This is a genomic window from Domibacillus sp. F004, from assembly GCF_057814295.1.
The window spans coordinates 402,517-422,820 of sequence record NZ_JBVATB010000003.1; the positions used below are offsets into that span (position 1 = coordinate 402,517).

A 20,304-nucleotide genomic window follows, 5' to 3' on the forward strand; every position below is an offset into this window, starting at 1 on the left:
TTCTCTACAATTTTTGAAAGAAAAGAAAAAAGCACTCAAAAAAGGAGTACTTTCCATTTTGGCCATTCATTTTTTATTTTTATTTTGTTTCAGACGTGTTTTTCTCTAAAAATTCTCTTCCCGGCAATGTGAGAGAAAAGTCTTCATCCGTAAAGTAACCCATTATTTCCTTTCCCGTTTCTGCTCTTTTTACATTAATACCTGTTGCTAAGTTATTTGAATCAATATACTGAAGAGCTTCCCCAAACGTTTCTAATCCAACTCCATAATCGTTCCAGTCTGGCTTCACCCCGCTTTTAATATTTCCCAGAATGGTTAAGGCTAGCTTCTCTACTTGCATTATCGTGACCTCCTTAGCATTTTAAGCAGTATTTACTAATTGTAGTAATCTACTCTACCCTTTTTTATTCCCTCGTATTCAAAAATGAGAAACAGGATTCCTTTCCTTTTATTCAGGTCATACTAAGACAAAAAGCCGAGGGGGAATGAAAAGTGCTTAAGACCAATCACTATGTAGAGAGTATTCAAAAACACGCTGCGCGTTTTACCGATGCAGCCGATTTAGAACCGTTAATAAAAGCCGCCAGTCACACTAAATACGTCTTGCTTGGAGAGGCTTCCCATGGAACATCCGAATTTTACACAACGCGTGCCGAAATTACAAAAAGACTGATTGAAGAACATGGTTTTTCTTTTGTGGCGGTAGAAGGAGATTGGCCGGCTTGCTTTGAAGTCAATCGTTATGTCAAAGGAATGGCTCCTGAGTATAAAAATGCAGCGGCAGCACTGCAGTCCTTCAATCGCTGGCCTGCATGGATGTGGGCCAATAAAGAGGCTGAGCACCTCGTTGAGTGGCTTCACGCTTTTAATCAACACCATAAAACCGCGAATAAACAAGTTGGATTTTATGGAATGGACGTGTATAGCTTATGGGAATCGATGGAAGCCATCATTCATTATTTGGAAAAAATTGAATCCCCTGATATAGAAAAAGCGAAAAAGGCGTTTGAATGCTTTGAACCTTTTCATCGACAAGCGGAAGAGTATGGCATTTCGGCTGCTTTTTATGGAGAAAGCTGTATACAAGAAATTATGAGCCTTCTTCAAACGATTCATCAACATAAACATTCCTATGGCGGCGATCTTGAGTCCTCCCTTAATATGCAGGTAAACGCTCTCGTTGCAAGCAATGCAGAGGCTTACTACCATGCCATGGTCACGAGCGGAAACGAGTCATGGAATATTCGGGACCGGCATATGGTTGAAGCTCTGGACCACATTGGACAATATTACGGCAAGGATGCGAAAGGGATTATCTGGGAACACAACACTCATATTGGAGATGCCCGTGCTACTGATATGGCAAACGATGGAACGGTTAATGTCGGCCAGCTTACCCGTGAAAAATACGGACCAGAAAACGTGTATGCGATCGGCTTCGGCACGCACCATGGCACCGTGATCGCCGCCCAAAAATGGGGAGAACCCGCAGAAGTTATGACGGTTCCAAAAGCGGAAAAGGGAAGCTGGGAGGACTTGGTTCATCAAGCTGGTCCATATAACAAATACCTTCTCTTTACGGAAGAAAACCAAGATGTATTTCGGGATATATTAGGGCACCGTGCCATCGGTGTTGTGTACCATCCTTTAATGGAGCGGCTCGGAAATTATGTCCCTTCCCGGCTATCTGAAAGATATAACGCCTTTATTCATATAGAAGAAACAAAAGCTTTATCTCCTCTCACCTTTTAGCGGAGGTAACTGGATAAAAGTAAATCGAATGGAATATTTTACGGGAATTGGGGGAACAGTGTAAAGGGGATACAAGAAATTTCTTGTTCCAAAAAACGACCGATATATATTGCTCTGAGGAGGGTGAAGAATGACAAAAGATCAATCCAGTCGCGACAATGAAAAAATGAATGTGGAAAATGAAGACACGCTGACGAACAGACAGGGACATCCTGTTACGAATAACCAAAATATCCGGACGGTCGGTAATCGCGGCCCTGCTGCGTTAGAAAACTATGATTTTATCGAAAAAATTAGCCATTTTGATCGAGAGCGTGTTCCGGAGCGTGTCGTTCATGCACGCGGTGCTGGGGCGCACGGTTATTTCGAAGCGTATGGAACAGCGGGAGACGAGCCGGTTTCAAAATACACGCGAGCAAAACTCTTTCAAGAAAAAGGGAAGCAAACACCTGTTTTCGTTCGTTTTTCAACTGTTATTCACGGAGGTCATTCGCCAGAAACGCTTCGTGACCCGCGCGGATTTGCTGTTAAATTTTATACAGAAGACGGAAACTGGGATCTAGTTGGTAACAACTTAAAGATTTTCTTTATTCGTGATGCGATAAAATTCCCTGATATGATTCATGCCTTTAAACCGGATCCCGTGACGAACCTTCAAGATGGAGAACGTTTTTTCGACTTTTGTGCAAGCTCCCCTGAATCGTTCCATATGGTGACATTTGTTTATTCACCGTGGGGCATTCCGGCAAACTACCGCATGATGCAAGGATCCGGAGTAAATACGTATAAATGGGTAAACAGCGAAGGCGAGGCCGTTCTTGTTAAATATCATTGGGAACCGAAACAAGGTATTAAAAACTTAACGCAAAAAGAAGCAAGCGAAATTCAAGCGACCAATTTTAACCATGCGACGCAAGATTTGTATGATGCCATTGACCGTGGCGATTATCCGGAATGGGAACTGATTGTCCAAATTATGAGCGACGATGAACATCCGGAACTGGATTTTGATCCGCTTGATGACACGAAACTGTGGCCGGAAGATCAGTTCCCATGGCTGCCTGTTGGAAAAATGATTTTGAATAAAAACCCTGAAGATTATTTTACGGAAGTGGAACAAGCCGCGTTCGGTACAGGCGTCCTTGTAGACGGTCTGGATTTCTCGGATGATAAAATGCTTCAAGGCCGAACGTTTTCTTACTCAGATACACAGCGTCACCGCGTAGGTGCGAATTATTTGCAATTACCGATTAATGCGCCGAAAAAAAGGGTGGCAACGAATCAAAGCGGTGGACAAATGCAATATAAAGTAGACCGCGCTCTTGGCCAAAACCCTCATATTAACTATGAGCCATCGATTTTGGGCGGGCTAAAAGAAGCCAAACAAGCGGGCAAAGAACATACACCGCACGTTGAAGGCAAACTTGTGCGTGAGTCTATCGACCGGCAAAGCAATACGAAACAAGCGGGTGAAACATACCGCAATTTTGAAGACTGGGAAAAAGATGAATTAATTTCAAACCTTGTCGGAGACCTTTCTAAGTGTGATCAACGAATTCAAGATAAAATGATTGCTTTGGCAGAAGAAGCAGACGAAGAATATGGCCGCCGCTTAAGAGAAGGCTTGGAGAATGCACCAAAAAGCGGATCGAGCCAGAAACCGCTTGGCAACAAAGACGGTGATCAAGCTCCTGAAAAAGCGGTGAAAAAAGGCCACGACGCTGAACCATATTGATGTATAATTTTTTCACATTAGCCTAATTGCTTTTTAGAGCCCCATTTAAAATAACTGGCAGCGGAAATTCCGCTGCCGGTTATTATTTGTTATTTTGCTAAATAATGTTGAACGGAGTACGTCATCATATTGTGACCTTTTGGCGTCCAATGAAAACCTAGTTCCTCGTCAACTAAACCACTTTTCGCAAGCTTGGCATCTGTCGCGCCGCCTGCTTTAAGGACTGCATTCGCATAATGATCAACAAGATAAACCTTTTCCTTCTTGGCAACTTTACGAATAATCTCATTGTAGCTGTTCAGCCATAACCGTATGCCGCCTTTATTCGCATATAGCGGTTTTACTTCTGGATATTTATTATAATAAAGTGTTTGTTGGACCGGTATGCTTGTCATTAACAACACTTTTACCTTTTTGGTTTTTAGCTGTTTGACCATGCTTGTCATATTTTTTTCAAACTGGGCTTTACTCACCTGTGGCTGTCCATTGTTCAATAACAACCCATCGTTTTGACCGAACATAATCGACACACTGGTTGGATTCCTTGCCAATACATCGGTTTGGAATCGTTTCATTGCTTGGTTTGTGTCGTTGCCGCTTACTCCTGCATTCGTTGCACCTGTCTGCTTCACCCATGTTTGATGTACGTGATTCGGGTATTGCTTTTCAAAATACTTTCCTTCCGTATTGCTATCGCCAAATCCAACGAATCCCGCCGCATCAGCCTTTACAGAAGAAACAGAAAATAAAAGCATTAACACGATAAAACTTGCCATCCATTTTTTCATCTTTCCCCATCCTCCATTTGCGCAGTTCAGGAAGATTATAGTCGATTCATAGAGGCAAAACAATGCATTTTGTCCTATAACTGTCCCTGTCTAGCACACAAAAACTCCAATTGCACATACACACAATCGGAGTTTTTATGATTTTTGCAAAATTGAACAGACATTACCTATTCGACAGCGGGAGCGATGCCCATGTGTTTTCAAGCCACTTATTAAAGTCGGCTCCCATTTCTCCTTCGTACGTATCGTACACATCGAGTCTCATTTTTTTAAACTTCTCTTCAAATTCTTTAAACGTATGATCTTCTGGCAAACTTTTCTTAATTCGCAGCAAGATTTTCGTGACGCCTTTAATCGCGTCACTTTTTTTCTTGGGCGGTAATTGAACATCTTCGCCCCATTTTTTCAGCTGACGGAAAGCAGCTTCTTGCACTTTATACACCGTATCGGTCATCATCATACGCGTTAGCAGCTTAATGGTTTGTTCGTTTTTCCACTGGCCTAACTCTTCAACGGTGTCTAAACGTTCTCTCCAATTAGACGTTCGATTGGCTGATTTTTTTAATTCTTTAAAATGTGCAGGTAACTCACTTTTGGTTTCTTTATTATTCAAACGATCTAATCCCCTTCTCTTTCAACTTCTTTTTGATAAAGTGAAGCATCAATCCAACCTTTATTGTACCATGATTTGTTAAAACACATACTCTTTTTCATCGTTTTACACTTCAATGATAATCGGAACAATCATCGGCCGTCTTTTTGTTTCCGCGTATAAAAACTTCCCGACCGATTCTTTTACGCTTTTTTTGATCACTTTCCATTGGTTTACTTTTCCGCCTTGTAAGTTGTGAACAGTCGTTGTCACGAGCTGATTGACATCATTTAAAAGCTCTTCCGAATGGCGAGCATGGACGAACCCGCGGGAAATCGTATCCGGACCCGAAACAATTTTGCCTTCTGTTTTACTAAGATGAATCACGATAATGAGCATTCCTTCCTCAGACAGTTGTTTCCGGTCGCGTAACACAATATTTCCTACATCTCCAATTCCCAGTCCATCTACAAAAATGTTCCCTGAAGGGATGGTCCGTGTCTGCCTGGCCACTTTATCTTGAATATCGACCACATCTCCATTGTTCACTATAAAAATGTTTTCTTTCTCGACTCCAACCGATTCGGCTAATATACGGTGCTGATGCAGCATTCTATATTCACCGTGGATCGGAATAAAATATTTCGGCTTCATTAACGTAAGCATCAATTTTAATTCTTCCTGGCTGGCATGTCCGGATACGTGCAGACCGGTCACGCTTCCCGATCCATAGATCACTTTCGCTCCTAGAAGAAATAAATTATCAATAATCCGTGCTACGTTCCGTTCATTCCCTGGTATGGGGCTTGAAGATAATATCACAGTATCACCCGGCATAATTTCTACTTGCCGATATTTCGAACTAGATAGACGGGATAAAGCGGCCATTGGCTCTCCTTGACTTCCAGTACAAAGAATCGCCACCTTTTCTGGCGCCATTTGATTCACTTCATTTGCTTCAATTAACATGCCATCAGGAATCGTTAAATAACCAAGTTCCAATGAAACGGATACGACGTTTACCATACTTCGGCCAAGCAAGGCAAGCTTTCGATTCGTTTTTATTGCCGCATCTACAACTTGTTGAACGCGATGAACGTTTGAGGCGAAAGTCGAAATAAACACTTTTCCTTTCGCTTTGTTAAACGCTTCTTCAATGTGCTCTCCTACAAATCTTTCAGATGGCGTAAACCCTGGACGCTCCGCATTTGTACTTTCAGATAAGAGAGCTAACACACCATTCTTACCGAGACTGGCCATTTTATGAATATCCGGATATTGATCATTTACCGGCGTTAAATCGAACTTGAAGTCACCCGTATGGACGACGGTCCCTTCAGGTGTATGAAGAGCAACGCCTAGACAATCGGGAATACTATGGTTTGTTTTAAAAAAAGTTAAACGAGTCGTTCCTAACTCAATACTCGAATCAGAGTTAATCGTGATAAGCTCTGTTTCCCGAAGCAATCCATGTTCATTTAACTTCACTTCGATTAAACCTAACGTTAATCGTGTTGCATATATCGGCATATTTAATTGCTTTAATATGTATGGGATGGCCCCAATATGATCTTCATGTCCATGCGTTACAACTAAAGCCCGAATTTTATCCTTATTTTCCTGCAAGTAGGTAATGTCCGGGATAATTAAATCAATTCCTAATAAACTTTCATCTGGAAACTTAGATCCACAGTCGATGACTATAATATCGTCTGCATATTGTAGTGCATACATATTTTTCCCAATTTCATTCACGCCACCTAAAGCAACGATCGACAATGTATTTTCTGCTGTGTTCAACATTCAATTCCTCCCACTTTACATCATTATGTAAAGTGTGCCCTTTTAACGTCGTTTTATGCTTATCGTGAACAATTCGCTCACAATAATAAAACAAAAAACAAGCCTCTAAAAAAAACTGCACCTCCAATTGTTAGGTACAGGTACCAATTGGAGGTGCAGTTATCTTTATGCTTGTAAAATGTTATTTAACAATAACGACTTCGCAGGACGCTTTTTGAACGACATGATGACTGACGCTTCCGAGGAACATTTCTTTTAATCCACTTAATCCCCGGCTGCCTATGACAATTACATCTGCGCTATTATTTTCCGCAAATTCCTCGATCGCCTGTGCTGGATTTCCTTCTACAATAAATGTTTCGGTCTTATTCGGAATTACTTTCAATATTCCTTCTACGTCAAGCATGATTTCCTTTGCATGTTCAAGCTTTGCTTCATGTTCCGTAACAGCTGTCACACCGTAATTATAGACGGCTGGAATTAATCGAGGGATAGCAGTAATCACGTTCAATTCCACTTTTCTATCTCGTTTGGCCAGATAAACCGCTCTTTCCAACGCTTTTTTACTCAATTCAGATCCATCATAAGCAACGACAACTTTTGACATATCTTTAACAGCTCCTTTATGAATCAGCACACTGCTTACAGTAAACTTCATGCTTTCAACGTACTGTTTAGTTAATTATTTAACAATAATGACTTCACATGACGCTTTTTGAACGACATGATGGCTCACGCTGCCTAAAAATAGCTCTTTGAGTCCGCCTAATCCCCGGCTGCCCATAATAATAAGATCCGCATTATTGTTTTTGGCAAATTCTTCAATTTTCTGTGCAGGGTCTCCTTCTACAATATATGTTTCGGTCTTATTCGGAATGGTTTTTAATTTTTCTTCTACTTCTTTCATCATTTCCCTTGCCACTTCGAGATTTGCTTCCTGCACTGTATCACCTATTGCACCATAATTATAAATGGTAGCTACAGGCCGAGGTATAGCCGTGATGATGTTTACTTCTACTTTTTCATCCTGTTTTGCTAGATTAATTGCTCTTTGCAACGCTTTTTTGCTTAATTCAGATCCATCATAAGCAACAACAATTTTTGTCATAATCTTTAACCGCTCCTTTTAGGTAAAATATACTCTTTTTATAGTAAACTTCATGTCTTCATCCCGCATTTTAGTCATTATTTAACAATAATGACTTCACACGACGCTTTTTGAACGACATGATGGCTCACACTGCCTAAGAATAACTCTTTGAGTCCGCCTAGTCCCCGGCTGCCCATAATAATAAGATCCGCATTATTGTTTTCGGCAAATTCCTCAATCGCTTGTGCGGGGTGTCCTTCTATAATAAAGGTCTCTGTCTTATTAGAAACCGCTTTCAATTTTTCCTCTACTTCTAGCATTACTTGCTTCGCTTTTTCAATATTTGCCTCTGGTGTTGCGATGTTTTTGCTCGAATACGCCCCATAGTAAATGACAGGAGTAGGCTGTTCAATAACAGTGATAACATTTATTTCTATTTTTTCATCCCATTTTGCTAGAGTGATTGCTCTGTCTAATGCTTTTTTTCCCAATTCAGATCCATCATAAGCAACGACAACTTTCGATATAGTCCGTAACATAGATAACACTCCTTTTAAATGAACGATGTATTCATGTTTATATTAAACCTATTAATCTATTTAAGTCAATGAATTAGTCAGATTATTAAATTATTTCAAACTGCTAACTATATTCCTAAAAACCATAAGCACCCCTTGGCTGCCAGCCGCCGGCAAAGTCGGTATTCATTATGTACACATCCTGCTATTTACATATACAAAATAAAAAAAAGGCCACTGCATGGAGCAGTGAACCGATACTTATTTTTTTAAAATTAAGAAGAGATTATAAACTCAATTGCAAGGTTAAGGAAAAATACCGTATGGACCGCCGCAAAAATAAGTCCCTGTTTATTTAAACGCTTCGTCAATACTCGATCCATATCAATCACTCCTTAAGTAGTTTGTAAAGCTATCATACTACATGTTCACAGAAAATTCAAAACTTTTTTACTTATTTGGTACAAAAAATTAATAAAAGGACGTAACGGTGTCTTTTTCGGCTTATTTCAGAAGGATATTTTCCATTATCTATTTATATTACCTTTTACTAGTACAACAAACTATACCAATTACCCCTTAAATCATACTATATAGTGCGAGGATGAATGATAACCTTGCAATTTTAAGTAAAGGGGGGAAATGATTATGAGTTGTAATTGTAACGACCACGATCATAGAAAGAAAAAATGCTGGAGATGGAGCGATACGAACGATTGCAGAACGGTTTGGTTTAATCCGGATTGTGGTGACATCCGCGGAAACGACTGTGATGATGATCGGCATCATCATAAAGACGACCGTGATGATGACCGCGATAGACGCCGTAGAGACGACCGCGATGACGACCGTGATGATGACCGCGATAGACGCCGCAGAGACGACCGCGATGATGACCGTGATGATGACCGCGATAGACGCCGCAGAGACGACCGCAGAGACGACCGTGATGATGACCGCGATAGACGCCGCAGAGACGACCGCGATGATGACCGTGATGATGACCGCGATAGACGCCGCAGAGACGACCGCGATGATGACCGTGATGATGACCGCGATAGACGCCGCAGAGACGACCGTGATGATGACCGCGATAGACGCCGCAGAGACGACCGCGATGACGACCGTGATGATGACCGCGATAGACGCCGCAGAGACGACCGCGATGATGACCGCGATAGACGCCGCAGAGACGACCACGATGACGACCGTGATGATGACCGCGATAGACGCCGCAGAGACGACCGCGAGGATGATCGCGACAGACGCCATAGAGATGATGACCGCGATGACGACCGTGACAGACGCCGTAGAGACGACCGCGATGATGATAATAAAAGAATTTGGAATAGCATTAAATGGTAAAAGAACTGCCTTGATCTAGTTCTGGATCAAGGCTTTTTAATGACAGCTAAACATATTATATGCATGGTTGAAGAAATCCGACTAAAAAATGGGTATAGACTGCCCATCTTTTACGCTATAATAAACAGGCGTTCAAAACAGCCCCCCCATCATCTTCCCAACAACATATCTCACATCTTTCATCAGTGTCTAGTAATTCTTCGCCACAACATGGACAAACATATTTCATCACATCACCCCTACTAACAAGATATTCTACTCTGCTCCGCTAGTTGAATATTCGAACCCACATATGCCGGGCCATTCTTTCCACATAAATGCCTGCTATGGTGCAAAACTTCTCCCTCCCCTTTAGTACAGCATAAAAAAATACCTTTTTTATTTATGCATGTTAAATAACGTTCATCTTTCGTCTTATTTTCCAACAAAAATGGCAAGTAACAGCATTACGCTCTGTCACTTGCCAATGATAAGAATGCTGTTTGCTCTCCTTTATTGATACTGGATAAAGGGCTTGTATTCTCTCTTTAAGATAGTCTCGTGATAGAGAAAAAGCCGTGAGAACTTCTCACGGCTTTTTTCTCTTTGTTATTCGCCCGTTTTCGCAAAACGTTCGATGCGTTCACCGATTTCATCGCGAACACGCTGGAAGAATGCCCATTTTTCTGCTCCTGTTCCTTCTGCTTTCGCAGGATCATCGAATCCCCAGTGAACACGTTTAATGTGAGAAGGCGTAACTGGACAGTTGTCAGCCGCATGGCCGCATAATGTAACAATTAAATCCGCACTGTTAAGAATTTCTGGATCAATCACGTCTGATGTTTGATTTGAAATATCAATGCCAGCCTCATTCATGGCTTTAACAGCATTAGGATTTAATCCATGTGCTTCCAAACCTGCACTTTTCACTTCCCACTCATCGTTTAGATGCTTTTTTGCCCATCCTTCTGCCATCTGGCTACGGCAAGAATTTCCTGTGCATAGGAAATAAATGATTTTTTTAGTCATAACAGCATTCTCCTTTTCCATTCCATTTGATATTTTAGTATTTAATGAATAAGCAGTAACCACAGATACAGCCCAACTAACGTGATAAACAAGGTTGGAATGGTTAAGATGATACCCGTTTTAAAGTATGTGCCCCATGAAATCTTAACCCCTTTTAAATGAAGAACATGAAGCCACAATAACGTCGCAAGTGATCCAATTGGGGTAATTTTCGGACCTAAATCCGATCCAATGACGTTTGCGTAAATTAAGGCTTCCCTGATCACAGGCGATGTAGCTGTATCAGAAATCGCAAGCGCATTGATCATCACCGTTGGCATGTTATTCATAATGGACGATAAAATAGCGGCGATAAAGCCCATACCAATTGTGGCGGCGAATAATCCTTGTTCTGCCGTTCCTTGAATCACGTCCGCAAGAACCGATGTTAATCCGGCATTACGCAAGCCGTATACGACGACATACATGCCGATGGAGAAAAATACAATGGACCATGGCGCTCCTTTAATGACCTTTTTCGTGTGAACGGCCGGACTTTTTTGGGCCATGGCCAAAAAGAACAGCGCGACGATGCTGGCGATAATGGAAACCGGCACGTTCAGAAATTCACTGACGAAGTAACCAATCAGCAGGATACCAAGTACAAACCAGGACAAACGAAACATTTTATGGTCTTTAATCGCATCATCGGGCGCTTTTAGCATGGACATGTCATACTGCTTCGGAATGCTTTTGCGGAAGTAGAGATAGAGCACAGTAATACTGGCCACTAATGAAAAGAAGTTTGGCACAATCATCCGTGACGCATATTCCGCGAATCCAATGTCAAAATAATCGGCCGAAACGATATTTACCAGGTTACTGACGACTAATGGAAGCGCTGTTGTATCTGCAATAAATCCACTGGCGATAATAAAAGGAAAAACCATCTTCTCTTCAAATTTCAAGTTACGGACCATCGCGAGAACAATCGGCGTTAAAATCAGTGCAGCTCCATCATTCGCAAAGAAAGCGGCAACTAAAGCACCTAGAATCGATACATAAACAAACATTTTAACGCCATTACCTTTGGCCATGCGGGCCATATGTAGAGCCGACCATTCAAAGAAACCAATCTCATCCAAGATGAGGGAAATAATAATAATGGCAACAAACGCTAATGTGGCATTCCAAACAATGGATGTAACATCGATCACGTCACCAAAGTCCACCACCCCTGCCAATAAAGCAACCACAGCTCCTATACAAGCTGACCAGCCGATGGATAAATTCTTCGGCTGCCAAATGACAAAGACAAGGGTGATCAAAAAAATAACGGATGCTGCAATAACAGAGAACAAATGTCTTGCTCCTTTCTATTCACAGGAAATGCGTAACCCCTGTGCTTCCAGTTCAACTAATCGTTCCTTTTGATCCGGAAGGTGGTGTAATAACTCTTCGATTAAAAGAGCACAGTCGTGATCCCGGTTAAAGGAATAGAAAACCCATTGCTTTTTCCGGCTTTCCTTTACCAGACCAATATCTTTTAGTTTGCGCAAATGCTGGCTAATAGATGGCTGGCTCATATTAAAAAGTTCAACAAATTCACATACACAGAAATCCTGGGCTTGAAGCATTTTCATCATCGTAAGGCGTGTCTTATCCCCAAGCAGCTTCATAATTTGAGCCACTTCCTGCGTATCAAGCTTTGTATCAATGCTCATATACCATCCCTCCAACTCAACATTAGTATATAATAATTTAATTATATAAGTAAATGCTTTTCTAATGTGCATATGCTTTTCATTTACAGCACCCTATAAGATTCATTTTTTGCAGAGGTAAAAAACAGGTCGACTGTCTCGCGTGTTAAAACAGGTTCAATTGTTTCTATCTTTATACTTGCATAATTAAATAAAATCATGTATTATAGTTGGCCTGCGAGGTGTAAAAATGAATAACGTATTTCAAAAAGGGCAAATTTTTTTCAATAAATATGTTGGCTTTTTCTTTGTGGCTGCTGTTCTATTTTGGATGAAAACATATATCGTTCAATTAACACAGTTTGACTTAGGGATTGAAAATTCTATTCAAACGTTTTTATTATTCCTAAACCCTTTAGGGTCTTCCATATTATTTTTAGGTTTTGCTTTCTTCTTCAAAGGAAGAAAAAAGTATATTTGGCTGCTTGTGATTGATTTTCTTTTATCTTTCCTTTTATATGCCAATGTTTTATATTACCGATTTTTTAATGATTTCATTACATTACCGACTTTAACTCAAACACAAAACTTTGGTGATGTAAGCAGCAGTGTGGGCTCCCTTTTAAAACCATATGACTTGTTATTTTTCATGGATCTGATTGTTTTGATCGTATTGCTTTCTTTTAAATGTGTAAAAATTGAAGTTAAAGACATGAATCGGCGGAAAGTTGCTGCTATCTTTTCATTGGGTCTAGCCATTTCAGCAGCCAATCTAGCTTTAGCTGAGATCGATCGTCCTCAATTGTTGACAAGGGGATTTGATCGAACCTATATCGTGAAATATTTAGGTATGTACAATTACACTATTTATGATGCTGTTCAAAGTACGAAAGCTTCTGCGAAAAGGGTATTGGCGGATAGCGATGACATTACAGAAGTCATCAACTTTACAAAATCCAACTATGCTGAGCCAAATCCGGTTTACTTTGGTGCCGGAAAAGAAATGAATGTCATTTATCTCCATCTTGAATCCATTCAAAACTTCCTTATAGATTACGAGTTACATGGAGAAGAAGTAACACCGTTTTTAAATTCATTGACGAGAGAAGAAAATACACTTTATTTTGATAATTTCTTTCATCAAACAGGGCAAGGTAAAACAGCTGATGCTGAATTTATGATCGAAAATTCATTGTATGGATTGCCGCAAGGTTCAGCCTTTACAACAAAAGGGTTAAACACGTATCAGGCTGCTCCGGCTATTTTAGGTCAGGAAGGCTATACGTCTGCGGTGTTTCATCCGAATTCAGGAACCTTTTGGAATCGCAATGAAATTTATAAATCATTTGGATATAACAAGTTTTTTGATTCAAGCTACTATGAAATGAAGCGTGAAGAACTTGCGGACTATGGGCTAATGGATAAGCCGTTCTTTAAGGAATCTACTTCACTTTTAGAATCATTGCCCCAACCATTTTATTCAAAGTTTATGACCGTTACGCACCATTATCCGTATCCAATTGATGAAGAAGATGCTTCAATTGCTCCGCATACAACGGGTGATAAATCAGTCGATACGTACTTCCAGACCGCTCGTTATGCAGATGAAGCGTTAGAGCAGTTTTTTACGTATCTAAAGGAATCTGGTTTATATGATAACTCCATTATTATTATGTACGGTGACCATTATGGGATTTCAGAAAATCATAATAAAGCGATGGAACAAGTTCTCGGAAAAGAAATGACCCCTTTTGAAAATACAGGCCTGCAACGGGTACCATTATTCATTCGAGTGCCAGGTATAGAAGGTGGAGTTAATCACGAATACGGAGGACAAATCGATGTACTTCCAACCCTTCTTCACTTGCTGGGCATAGATACAAAAGATAACATACAATTTGGAACAGATTTATTATCTGAAAATCATGATTCGCTTACTCCATTTCGAAATGGTGACTTTGTAAGTCCGACTGTTACATCTGTTGATGGTGAGTTTTACGACTCTAAAACAGGACGTCCACTGGAAGAAAATCAATTAGCTGAAGCGGAAAAATACCGGGAAATCGCAGAATATAAATTAATGCTTTCAGATCGGGTCGTGAATGGAGATTTATTACGGTTCTATACTCCTGAAAACTTTACGCCGGTAGACCGTTCACAATATAACTATAATTACTCAGAAGGTAAAGAATCTAATGAGTAGAAAAAAGATAGTTTGTACAGTTTAAAGAGGAGAAAAGGTCCAGCCTGTAAACATTGTTTACAGGCTTTTTTGTGTAATTTTGCGTTCACTAAGCCGTAGAAATCGATGCTCGAGGCCGAGTCGCTTTGTACCATTGAAAGCAAAGGATACTAATAAGAACAAGATCAATAATATCCCCCCCATAATACATAAGCATTCCGCCTGTTTCTCCCTGGTCTGCAGGAACGCCTTTAGGTGGATGGGCATATAGGTACTTTGATAGAATTCCGTGGCCAGCCAAGGCCATAATTAACATGATAGCCCGGTAGTCAAAACGAAAATGATGAGGTGCCGGATCTATATAAATCATGGAAACGGTAAACAGGTAGCCTGCAAAAAATACGTGTATGTGTACAAAAATATGCAAAAGAATGTCCTGCTGCATCGCTGAATACAAATCGGTTGTATAAAGCACCCATAACCCGCCGATATTGAGGAAGGAAGCAACTACTGGATGACTCCAAATGCGCACCGGTCTGCTCTTTAGCATACGTGAAAGATGCCGCGCCAAAGACACGTTTAATGTGCGAAAAACAAGCGTCATTGGGGCAGCGAGCACCATAAGAAGCGGAGCAAGCATTCCGAGCAGCAGGTGACCGAGCATGTGCACGGTAAAATCTTGATGGGCACTGTTCGCTAAAGGTCCAATCACAGATGAGGCTACGCAGAGAACGCCGAAAATCCAGAAGACGTAACGGTATAGCGGCCATTGTTTGTACGAACGATTGGATACGACAGCAGCCAAAATATACAAAACGATAAGCAGTACAAACGGCAGCGCCTGCATAAGTTCGGAGGAAACTCCATTATTCTGATGAATGTGGCCATAGTTCATTCGAAGCGCTCACCCCTATTTATCGTGCTTCGCTGTTTAGTACGAACAAGAAGAATCATCCCAATAATGATCATAATAGCGGCTATTATGTTCCAGATGAAGTCGTACGGAAAAATATCGACGTTGTAGCGAATCTGGTGTATCCGCATGAGCTTGTGTTGGATGATCCCGTCGTATAATTGAAAGGCCCCTCCCCCAAGCAATACACCTCCTGCCCATCTTGTAAACCAAAAGGCATTTCGGCGGTGAAGGTCAGCAATCAGAAACGACGACCCGATTGTTGAAAACCAGCTAAAAGCGTGAAATAAGCCGTCGGAGACCAATCCTATGTCGGTTGTGGACTTGTCATAAAAATGATGCCAATGCAACAGCTGATGAAAAACGGTTTCGTCTATAAAGCCGACTAGACCAAGGCCGAACAGAATACCCGCCCATACATTGCGCGCGGAGTAGACAGAACGATTTGATTCATTAGAATGAGTAGTTTTAGCAGCCATCGAATGCTCCTTTAAGATTGATAAGTTCCATCGTTAAATATATAATTTTCATCTTGTAAATACCCCCGTTTCTTATAAGTAAACGTCCGATTGTTTTTTCGTACGGTGAAAGGGAGAAATTTCATTGCTTTTAATGCATACTTCTCCCCTCTTAGTTTGTACAATCCCTTCGATTTTTATCCTTCTTCTTTTTAAAATAATAGTGATTGAACAAAATAAAAAGAACCCCTGATAGATCAAGGGTTCAGCTTTTAGAGAATGTTCACCATTTTTTTTAATCAAATAAGAACAACTTCCTATTTAATTAAGATAATCCTAAAAGTTTCATAATACTCAAGATTAATATACCTACTACTCCAAAGTCTGAATCACCAAATGTGGCTCCTTCAAATCCAATATCCCCAAGCAAAACGAGTAAAATAGCTGGTATGAAACTGATGATCAGTCCATTGGCAAACGACCCGAACATGGCTCCGCGTTTCCCGCCTGTGACATTTCCGAATACTCCTGCCGCTGCCCCTGTAAAGAAGTGAGGAACAAGCCCTGGTACGATGACTTTTAATCCTAATACAGGAAGAATGAACATAGATAAGAGTCCTGCTAAAAAGCTGAATAGAAAACCAAGAATGACCGCATTTGGTGCAAATGGAAAGATAGTCGGACAATCTAATGCTGGCTTTGTATTTGGCGCTACTTTATCGGCAATTCCTTTAAAGGCAGGAACAATTTCAGCAATCAACATCCGGACACCGGCTAAAATAATGTACACTCCTGCCGCAAACGTGATCGCTTGTATAAAGGAGAATACAATGAAATTTGAACCGCCGGAAAGGGTTGTTTCAATATAGTCTTGTCCCGCAAATAAAGCGACAATAACAAAGAAGATTGTCATTGTGAGTGAGACAGCTACGGATGTATCTCGTAAAAAACCGAGTGATTTTGGTACTTTAATCTCTTCTGTCGTTTTTTCCTTATTTCCAAACCATCCGCCAACTTTTGCAGAAACAAAATACCCAATCGTACCAAAGTGGCCAATCGCAAAATCATCGCTTCCCGTAATTTGACGCACGTACGGTTGAAGCAGAGCCGGGAAAAGAACCATACAGAATCCTAAAATAATCGATCCCGCTACGATAAGCGGCACTCCATTCAAACCGCCAACCGATAATGTAACGGCAATTAAGCAGGCCATAAATAAAGTGTGATGACCCGTTAAGAAAATATACTTAAATGGGGTAAAGCGAGCGAGTAAAATGTTTACGATCATCCCAAATACCATAATTAGTGCGGTCGGGGTGCCAAAATCGCTTTGTGCAGCCGCGACAATCGCTTCATTATTCGGGATGACCCCTTTCACATTAAAAGCGTGGTCGAACATTTGACTAAATATGTTAAGTGAGCCAATGAGAACCGCTGCACCTGCGTTAATAATAATAAAGCCCATAACCGTTTTTAATGTTCCGGATACCACATCTGCGCTCGATTTACGCTGCAATAACAACCCAATTAAAGCGAACAGTCCCACCAATATAGCCGGTGTGCCTAAAATATCTTTCATAATAACATCTAACATTACCCTTAACCTCCTTTACCTGAAAGACATTAATTCAGGTGTGACTCCAATTTCGATTTAATTTCTGGGATGCTCATCATATTTTCTAATGTGACAATTGTACGGCTTCCATCATCCAGCTGTCCGACGATATCTGCAGCGCCCAGATAAATATCGGCTTGGACCGTTTTCGCGGATGTTAAGTCTGTATGATCTACTTCTGCTGTTTTGCCCATTTCCGTTAACGCTTTCTTTACATTGAGCTCCATAATAAAACTGCTTCCTAATCCATTCCCGCAAACAACCATGATTTTCATTTTATCTTCCTCCTTCTTTTATGAAAAATGCGGTTCTAATTTCGACTTAATTTCCGGAATACTCATCATATTTTCTAATGTGACAATTGTGCGGCTTCCATCATCCAGCTGTCCGACGATATCTGCAGCGCCCAGGTAAATATCGGCTTGGACCGTTTTCGCGGATGTTAAGTCTGTATGATCTACTTCTGCTGTTTTGTTCATTTCCGTTAACGCTTTCTTTACATTGAGCTCCATAATAAAACTGCTTCCTAATCCATTCCCGCAAACAACCATAATTTTCATGCTGTTTCCTCCTTCGAATATTTATGAATGTAATCAAGCAAGACCGTTTTGTCTGCACTTTGTAACATATCCTCAATATTAGATGGTTCACCCAATAATTTTGTTAGCTGAATTAAGGCACGCAAATGGGAGTCACTGTCTACAGCCGCCAAGACAATAATGAGTTGAACGGGTTTATCTGCTGCGAAGTGAACGGGTTCATCCAGTCTTAACAAGCTCATGGATAAAGACCGTACTCCTTGTTCCGGTCGCGCATGTGGAATCGCTACTCCCGGCGTAATCACGACATAGGGCCCATTCGCCTCGATCGAATCGATCATCGCGTCTACATAGCTTTCTTCTACCGTTCCGAGTTCAACCAGAGGCTTCGCTGCCACTGTTATTCCTTCTCTCCAGTCCGAAACACGTGACTCTAGTTGAACTGTTTGCAAAGTAAGTAATTCTTCCAGCACAGGTTTCTTCGCCTCCTTCAATGAATGCTTGTTTATTTTTTCTGCATGCGTATAAATGGTGGATTGCAGTGCTTTTTCAAGTTCATCTCGTTTATGAATGGTTGCATATTTAGAAATCACTTTTAACAAAGCCGTCACATCTACATTTTGCATCGTGTATCCATACAACTCCTGCATCACTTGCTGCCGCAGCTTATGCTTATCTTGTGTTTCTAAAATAGGCGGGACGACAAACAAAGCCGCATCTGTTCGAAGATGCACCGTTGAAAACACTAAATCGTACGATAATGCATAACTAGCCGTATCCCGAACAGATAAAACATCCAAGAATAAAATATCCGGAAACAATTCTCGTAACGTATAGATCAAAATATTACTAATGCCGATTCCATTTGGACAGACAACAATCGCACGTTTTCGATCGTCAAATGTGGTCCCTTGCTTCCGGAGCCATCCGCCAAAATGGATCGTAAAATACGCTGCTTCCTCTTCAGATACAGGATACCCAATCTCTTTTTCAAGCGGGCCCAATGATTTTTTGGTCAAATGATAAAGCTCGGGGTACACTTTTTGAACCCTCTCAGCCATTGGATTTGTTAACGATATCCGATACTTCATCCGATAATAAGCAGGTTTGAAATGAACATATAATTGTTGATAGAATTGTTCTTTATCCTGTAAATGGATACATGCTAGTCGTTCAAACTCTTCCGTAATTTCACTGAGGATCGTTTGAATGACCGTATCTTCTTCCAGCGGCGATACATCTTTTGTCCGGTTCATGCTTAATACATGCAAAGTTGCATATAACTTTTCTGTTTGACTCCAAACAGAATGAATGGCATCCGTTTGAGTCATTTGTTCAATGATGCTGAATTCTTCCGTTAGGATCAACGGTTCCCAGCTAAGAATCGTATGTAAACTTTCTCCCTTTCCAATCAGCTGGTCGGTACATAAAAAGAGATACGTTAATTCTTGCAGACGCTCATCCGTAAAGGTAATCCCTAATGCTTGTTCTACTTTTTCCAGCTGTACCCGCAACGCGTTTATTTGTTCGTGTTGATCTCCCCATATACACTCCATGATGAGATGACTATTCGTGCTATGCAATACATCATGGATCAGCTGTTCGAGGACGAACCTCTTTTTATTGCTGTCTCCTTTTATTACGTAACCATTCTGCTTCGAATAGAGAATGTGCAACTGCAGTGATTGTGCATGTTTCTTGAGCCCCTGCAAGTTTTTCAGTACGGTATTCCGTGAAAGCCCCGTAATCGACTGAAAGTGATAAACAGACAAAGGCTCCTGGCTTAGTAATAGCATCAGATAAAAGACCTTTTCTCGATCTGTTTCAGAGAACATATACGTGCGTTTCGTCAGTTTTCCTTGTAAATCTTCCTCTTGAATTTTGTCAGACAAGTAATATCCTACTTGTCGGTCATACTGAATCGGTTGATAGCTATGAAATTGAAGCCAGTCATTCGCTTTTCCAATACTGTATTGAATTTGTCTGCGGGTCAAACCTGTTTGTTCCTGTAATTGATTCATTTTTAGATTGGAAGACTGTTGCAAAGCATGCAGTAAATTAACACTTCGTTCATCTAACGACATCTCATTGCCCTCCCCCTATTTCTACAATACCTTATTTGATGTGGGTTAAACATTGTTTCTAAGACCGATTATTGTTCTCTCATCTGCACAACAATATACTCTATCGTTGAATGACGCCCCATATTCAATCGTTAAGAGGTTTTTCATTTTGAAATTGAAAAGAGGCTACTTAGATAAAAA

21 protein-coding genes are annotated in these 20,304 nt (G+C 40.8%); 4 read left to right on the plus strand and 17 right to left on the minus strand.

Annotated features, from left to right (window positions below; translation table 11 throughout):
• Nucleotides 1-79 precede the first annotated feature (79 nt).
• On the minus strand, nt 80-340 hold the full coding sequence (locus ACZYRN_RS10615; protein WP_488911542.1) for a hypothetical protein: 261 nt from the start codon (nt 338-340) through the stop codon (nt 80-82).
• 152 nt (nt 341-492) lie between these two features.
• Between ACZYRN_RS10615 and ACZYRN_RS10620 the strand changes: the two genes are divergently transcribed.
• Complete coding sequence (locus tag ACZYRN_RS10620; RefSeq protein WP_488911543.1) at nt 493-1,752, plus strand: erythromycin esterase family protein; 1,260 nt, start codon at nt 493-495, stop codon at nt 1,750-1,752.
• A gap of 130 nt (nt 1,753-1,882) precedes the next feature.
• The gene (locus ACZYRN_RS10625) at nt 1,883-3,487 is read left to right on the plus strand and encodes a catalase (RefSeq protein WP_488911544.1); all 1,605 of its coding nucleotides are present in this window, start codon (nt 1,883-1,885) and stop codon (nt 3,485-3,487) included.
• A gap of 89 nt (nt 3,488-3,576) precedes the next feature.
• Here ACZYRN_RS10625 and ACZYRN_RS10630 read toward each other — a convergent pair whose 3' ends face one another.
• The 6 genes from ACZYRN_RS10630 to ACZYRN_RS10655 all read right to left on the minus strand — a co-directional run bounded on the left by ACZYRN_RS10630 (nt 3,577) and on the right by ACZYRN_RS10655 (nt 8,299).
• Nucleotides 3,577-4,275, minus strand: a complete 699-nt coding sequence (locus tag ACZYRN_RS10630) for an SGNH/GDSL hydrolase family protein (RefSeq protein WP_488911545.1) — start codon at nt 4,273-4,275, stop codon at nt 3,577-3,579.
• Nucleotides 4,276-4,438: 163 nt separating this feature from the next.
• Nucleotides 4,439-4,888 carry a HEAT repeat domain-containing protein gene (locus tag ACZYRN_RS10635; RefSeq protein WP_488911546.1) on the minus strand — a complete coding sequence of 150 codons (450 nt, stop codon included), beginning with the start codon at nt 4,886-4,888 and terminating at the stop codon, nt 4,439-4,441.
• A gap of 105 nt (nt 4,889-4,993) precedes the next feature.
• On the minus strand, nt 4,994-6,667 hold the full coding sequence (locus ACZYRN_RS10640) for a ribonuclease J (RefSeq protein WP_488911755.1): 1,674 nt from the start codon (nt 6,665-6,667) through the stop codon (nt 4,994-4,996).
• Nucleotides 6,668-6,851: 184 nt separating this feature from the next.
• Nucleotides 6,852-7,277: a universal stress protein gene (locus ACZYRN_RS10645; RefSeq protein ID WP_488911547.1), complete on the minus strand. Its 426-nt coding sequence runs from the start codon at nt 7,275-7,277 to the stop codon at nt 6,852-6,854.
• A gap of 75 nt (nt 7,278-7,352) precedes the next feature.
• Nucleotides 7,353-7,778, minus strand: coding sequence for a universal stress protein (locus tag ACZYRN_RS10650; RefSeq protein ID WP_488911548.1), 426 nt, complete (start codon nt 7,776-7,778; stop codon nt 7,353-7,355).
• 77 nt (nt 7,779-7,855) lie between these two features.
• Complete coding sequence (locus tag ACZYRN_RS10655) at nt 7,856-8,299, minus strand: universal stress protein (protein WP_488911549.1); 444 nt, start codon at nt 8,297-8,299, stop codon at nt 7,856-7,858.
• A 751-nt stretch (nt 8,300-9,050) separates the two neighbouring features.
• On the opposite strand from ACZYRN_RS10655, the gene ACZYRN_RS10660 reads away from it, so the two are divergent.
• A complete protein-coding gene (locus tag ACZYRN_RS10660; protein ID WP_488911550.1) occupies nt 9,051-9,662 on the plus strand; it encodes a hypothetical protein in 612 nt (203 codons plus the stop codon).
• Nucleotides 9,663-9,758: 96 nt separating this feature from the next.
• Here the strand turns inward: ACZYRN_RS10660 and ACZYRN_RS10665 are convergent, their stop codons facing one another.
• The 4 genes from ACZYRN_RS10665 to ACZYRN_RS10680 all read right to left on the minus strand — a co-directional run bounded on the left by ACZYRN_RS10665 (nt 9,759) and on the right by ACZYRN_RS10680 (nt 12,354).
• Nucleotides 9,759-9,872, minus strand: coding sequence for a CPCC family cysteine-rich protein (locus tag ACZYRN_RS10665; protein WP_488911551.1), 114 nt, complete (start codon nt 9,870-9,872; stop codon nt 9,759-9,761).
• 359 nt (nt 9,873-10,231) lie between these two features.
• Nucleotides 10,232-10,651: an arsenate reductase (thioredoxin) gene (arsC, locus tag ACZYRN_RS10670; protein ID WP_488911553.1), complete on the minus strand. Its 420-nt coding sequence runs from the start codon at nt 10,649-10,651 to the stop codon at nt 10,232-10,234.
• Between the two features lie 41 nt (nt 10,652-10,692).
• Nucleotides 10,693-11,991 (minus strand): arsenic transporter, encoded by a 1,299-nt coding sequence (locus tag ACZYRN_RS10675; RefSeq protein ID WP_488911554.1) that lies wholly within the window; start codon nt 11,989-11,991, stop codon nt 10,693-10,695.
• Between the two features lie 15 nt (nt 11,992-12,006).
• Complete coding sequence (locus ACZYRN_RS10680) at nt 12,007-12,354, minus strand: ArsR/SmtB family transcription factor (RefSeq protein WP_488911555.1); 348 nt, start codon at nt 12,352-12,354, stop codon at nt 12,007-12,009.
• Nucleotides 12,355-12,583: 229 nt separating this feature from the next.
• Here ACZYRN_RS10680 and ltaS point away from each other — a divergent pair, with 229 nt between their 5' ends.
• Nucleotides 12,584-14,536 carry a lipoteichoic acid synthase gene (gene ltaS, locus ACZYRN_RS10685; RefSeq protein WP_488911556.1) on the plus strand — a complete coding sequence of 651 codons (1,953 nt, stop codon included), beginning with the start codon at nt 12,584-12,586 and terminating at the stop codon, nt 14,534-14,536.
• An 88-nt stretch (nt 14,537-14,624) separates the two neighbouring features.
• On the opposite strand, the gene ACZYRN_RS10690 is transcribed toward ltaS, so the two are convergent.
• The 6 genes from ACZYRN_RS10690 to ACZYRN_RS10715 all read right to left on the minus strand — a co-directional run bounded on the left by ACZYRN_RS10690 (nt 14,625) and on the right by ACZYRN_RS10715 (nt 20,124).
• A complete protein-coding gene (locus ACZYRN_RS10690) occupies nt 14,625-15,410 on the minus strand; it encodes a cytochrome c oxidase assembly protein (protein ID WP_488911558.1) in 786 nt (261 codons plus the stop codon).
• Nucleotides 15,407-15,907, minus strand: coding sequence for a DUF2243 domain-containing protein (locus ACZYRN_RS10695; protein ID WP_488911559.1), 501 nt, complete (start codon nt 15,905-15,907; stop codon nt 15,407-15,409). Before ACZYRN_RS10695 ends, ACZYRN_RS10690 begins: the two co-directional genes overlap by 4 nt.
• A 304-nt stretch (nt 15,908-16,211) precedes the next feature.
• A complete protein-coding gene (gene ulaA, locus ACZYRN_RS10700) occupies nt 16,212-17,480 on the minus strand; it encodes a PTS ascorbate transporter subunit IIC (protein ID WP_488911561.1) in 1,269 nt (422 codons plus the stop codon).
• Nucleotides 17,481-17,509: 29 nt separating this feature from the next.
• Nucleotides 17,510-17,776, minus strand: coding sequence for a PTS sugar transporter subunit IIB (locus ACZYRN_RS10705; RefSeq protein ID WP_488911562.1), 267 nt, complete (start codon nt 17,774-17,776; stop codon nt 17,510-17,512).
• Nucleotides 17,777-17,794: 18 nt separating this feature from the next.
• A complete protein-coding gene (locus ACZYRN_RS10710) occupies nt 17,795-18,061 on the minus strand; it encodes a PTS sugar transporter subunit IIB (protein ID WP_488911563.1) in 267 nt (88 codons plus the stop codon).
• Nucleotides 18,058-20,124, minus strand: a complete 2,067-nt coding sequence (locus ACZYRN_RS10715) for a BglG family transcription antiterminator (protein WP_488911564.1) — start codon at nt 20,122-20,124, stop codon at nt 18,058-18,060. The genes ACZYRN_RS10710 and ACZYRN_RS10715 overlap by 4 nt, the downstream gene beginning before the upstream one ends.
• Between the last annotated feature and the right edge of the window lie 180 nt (nt 20,125-20,304).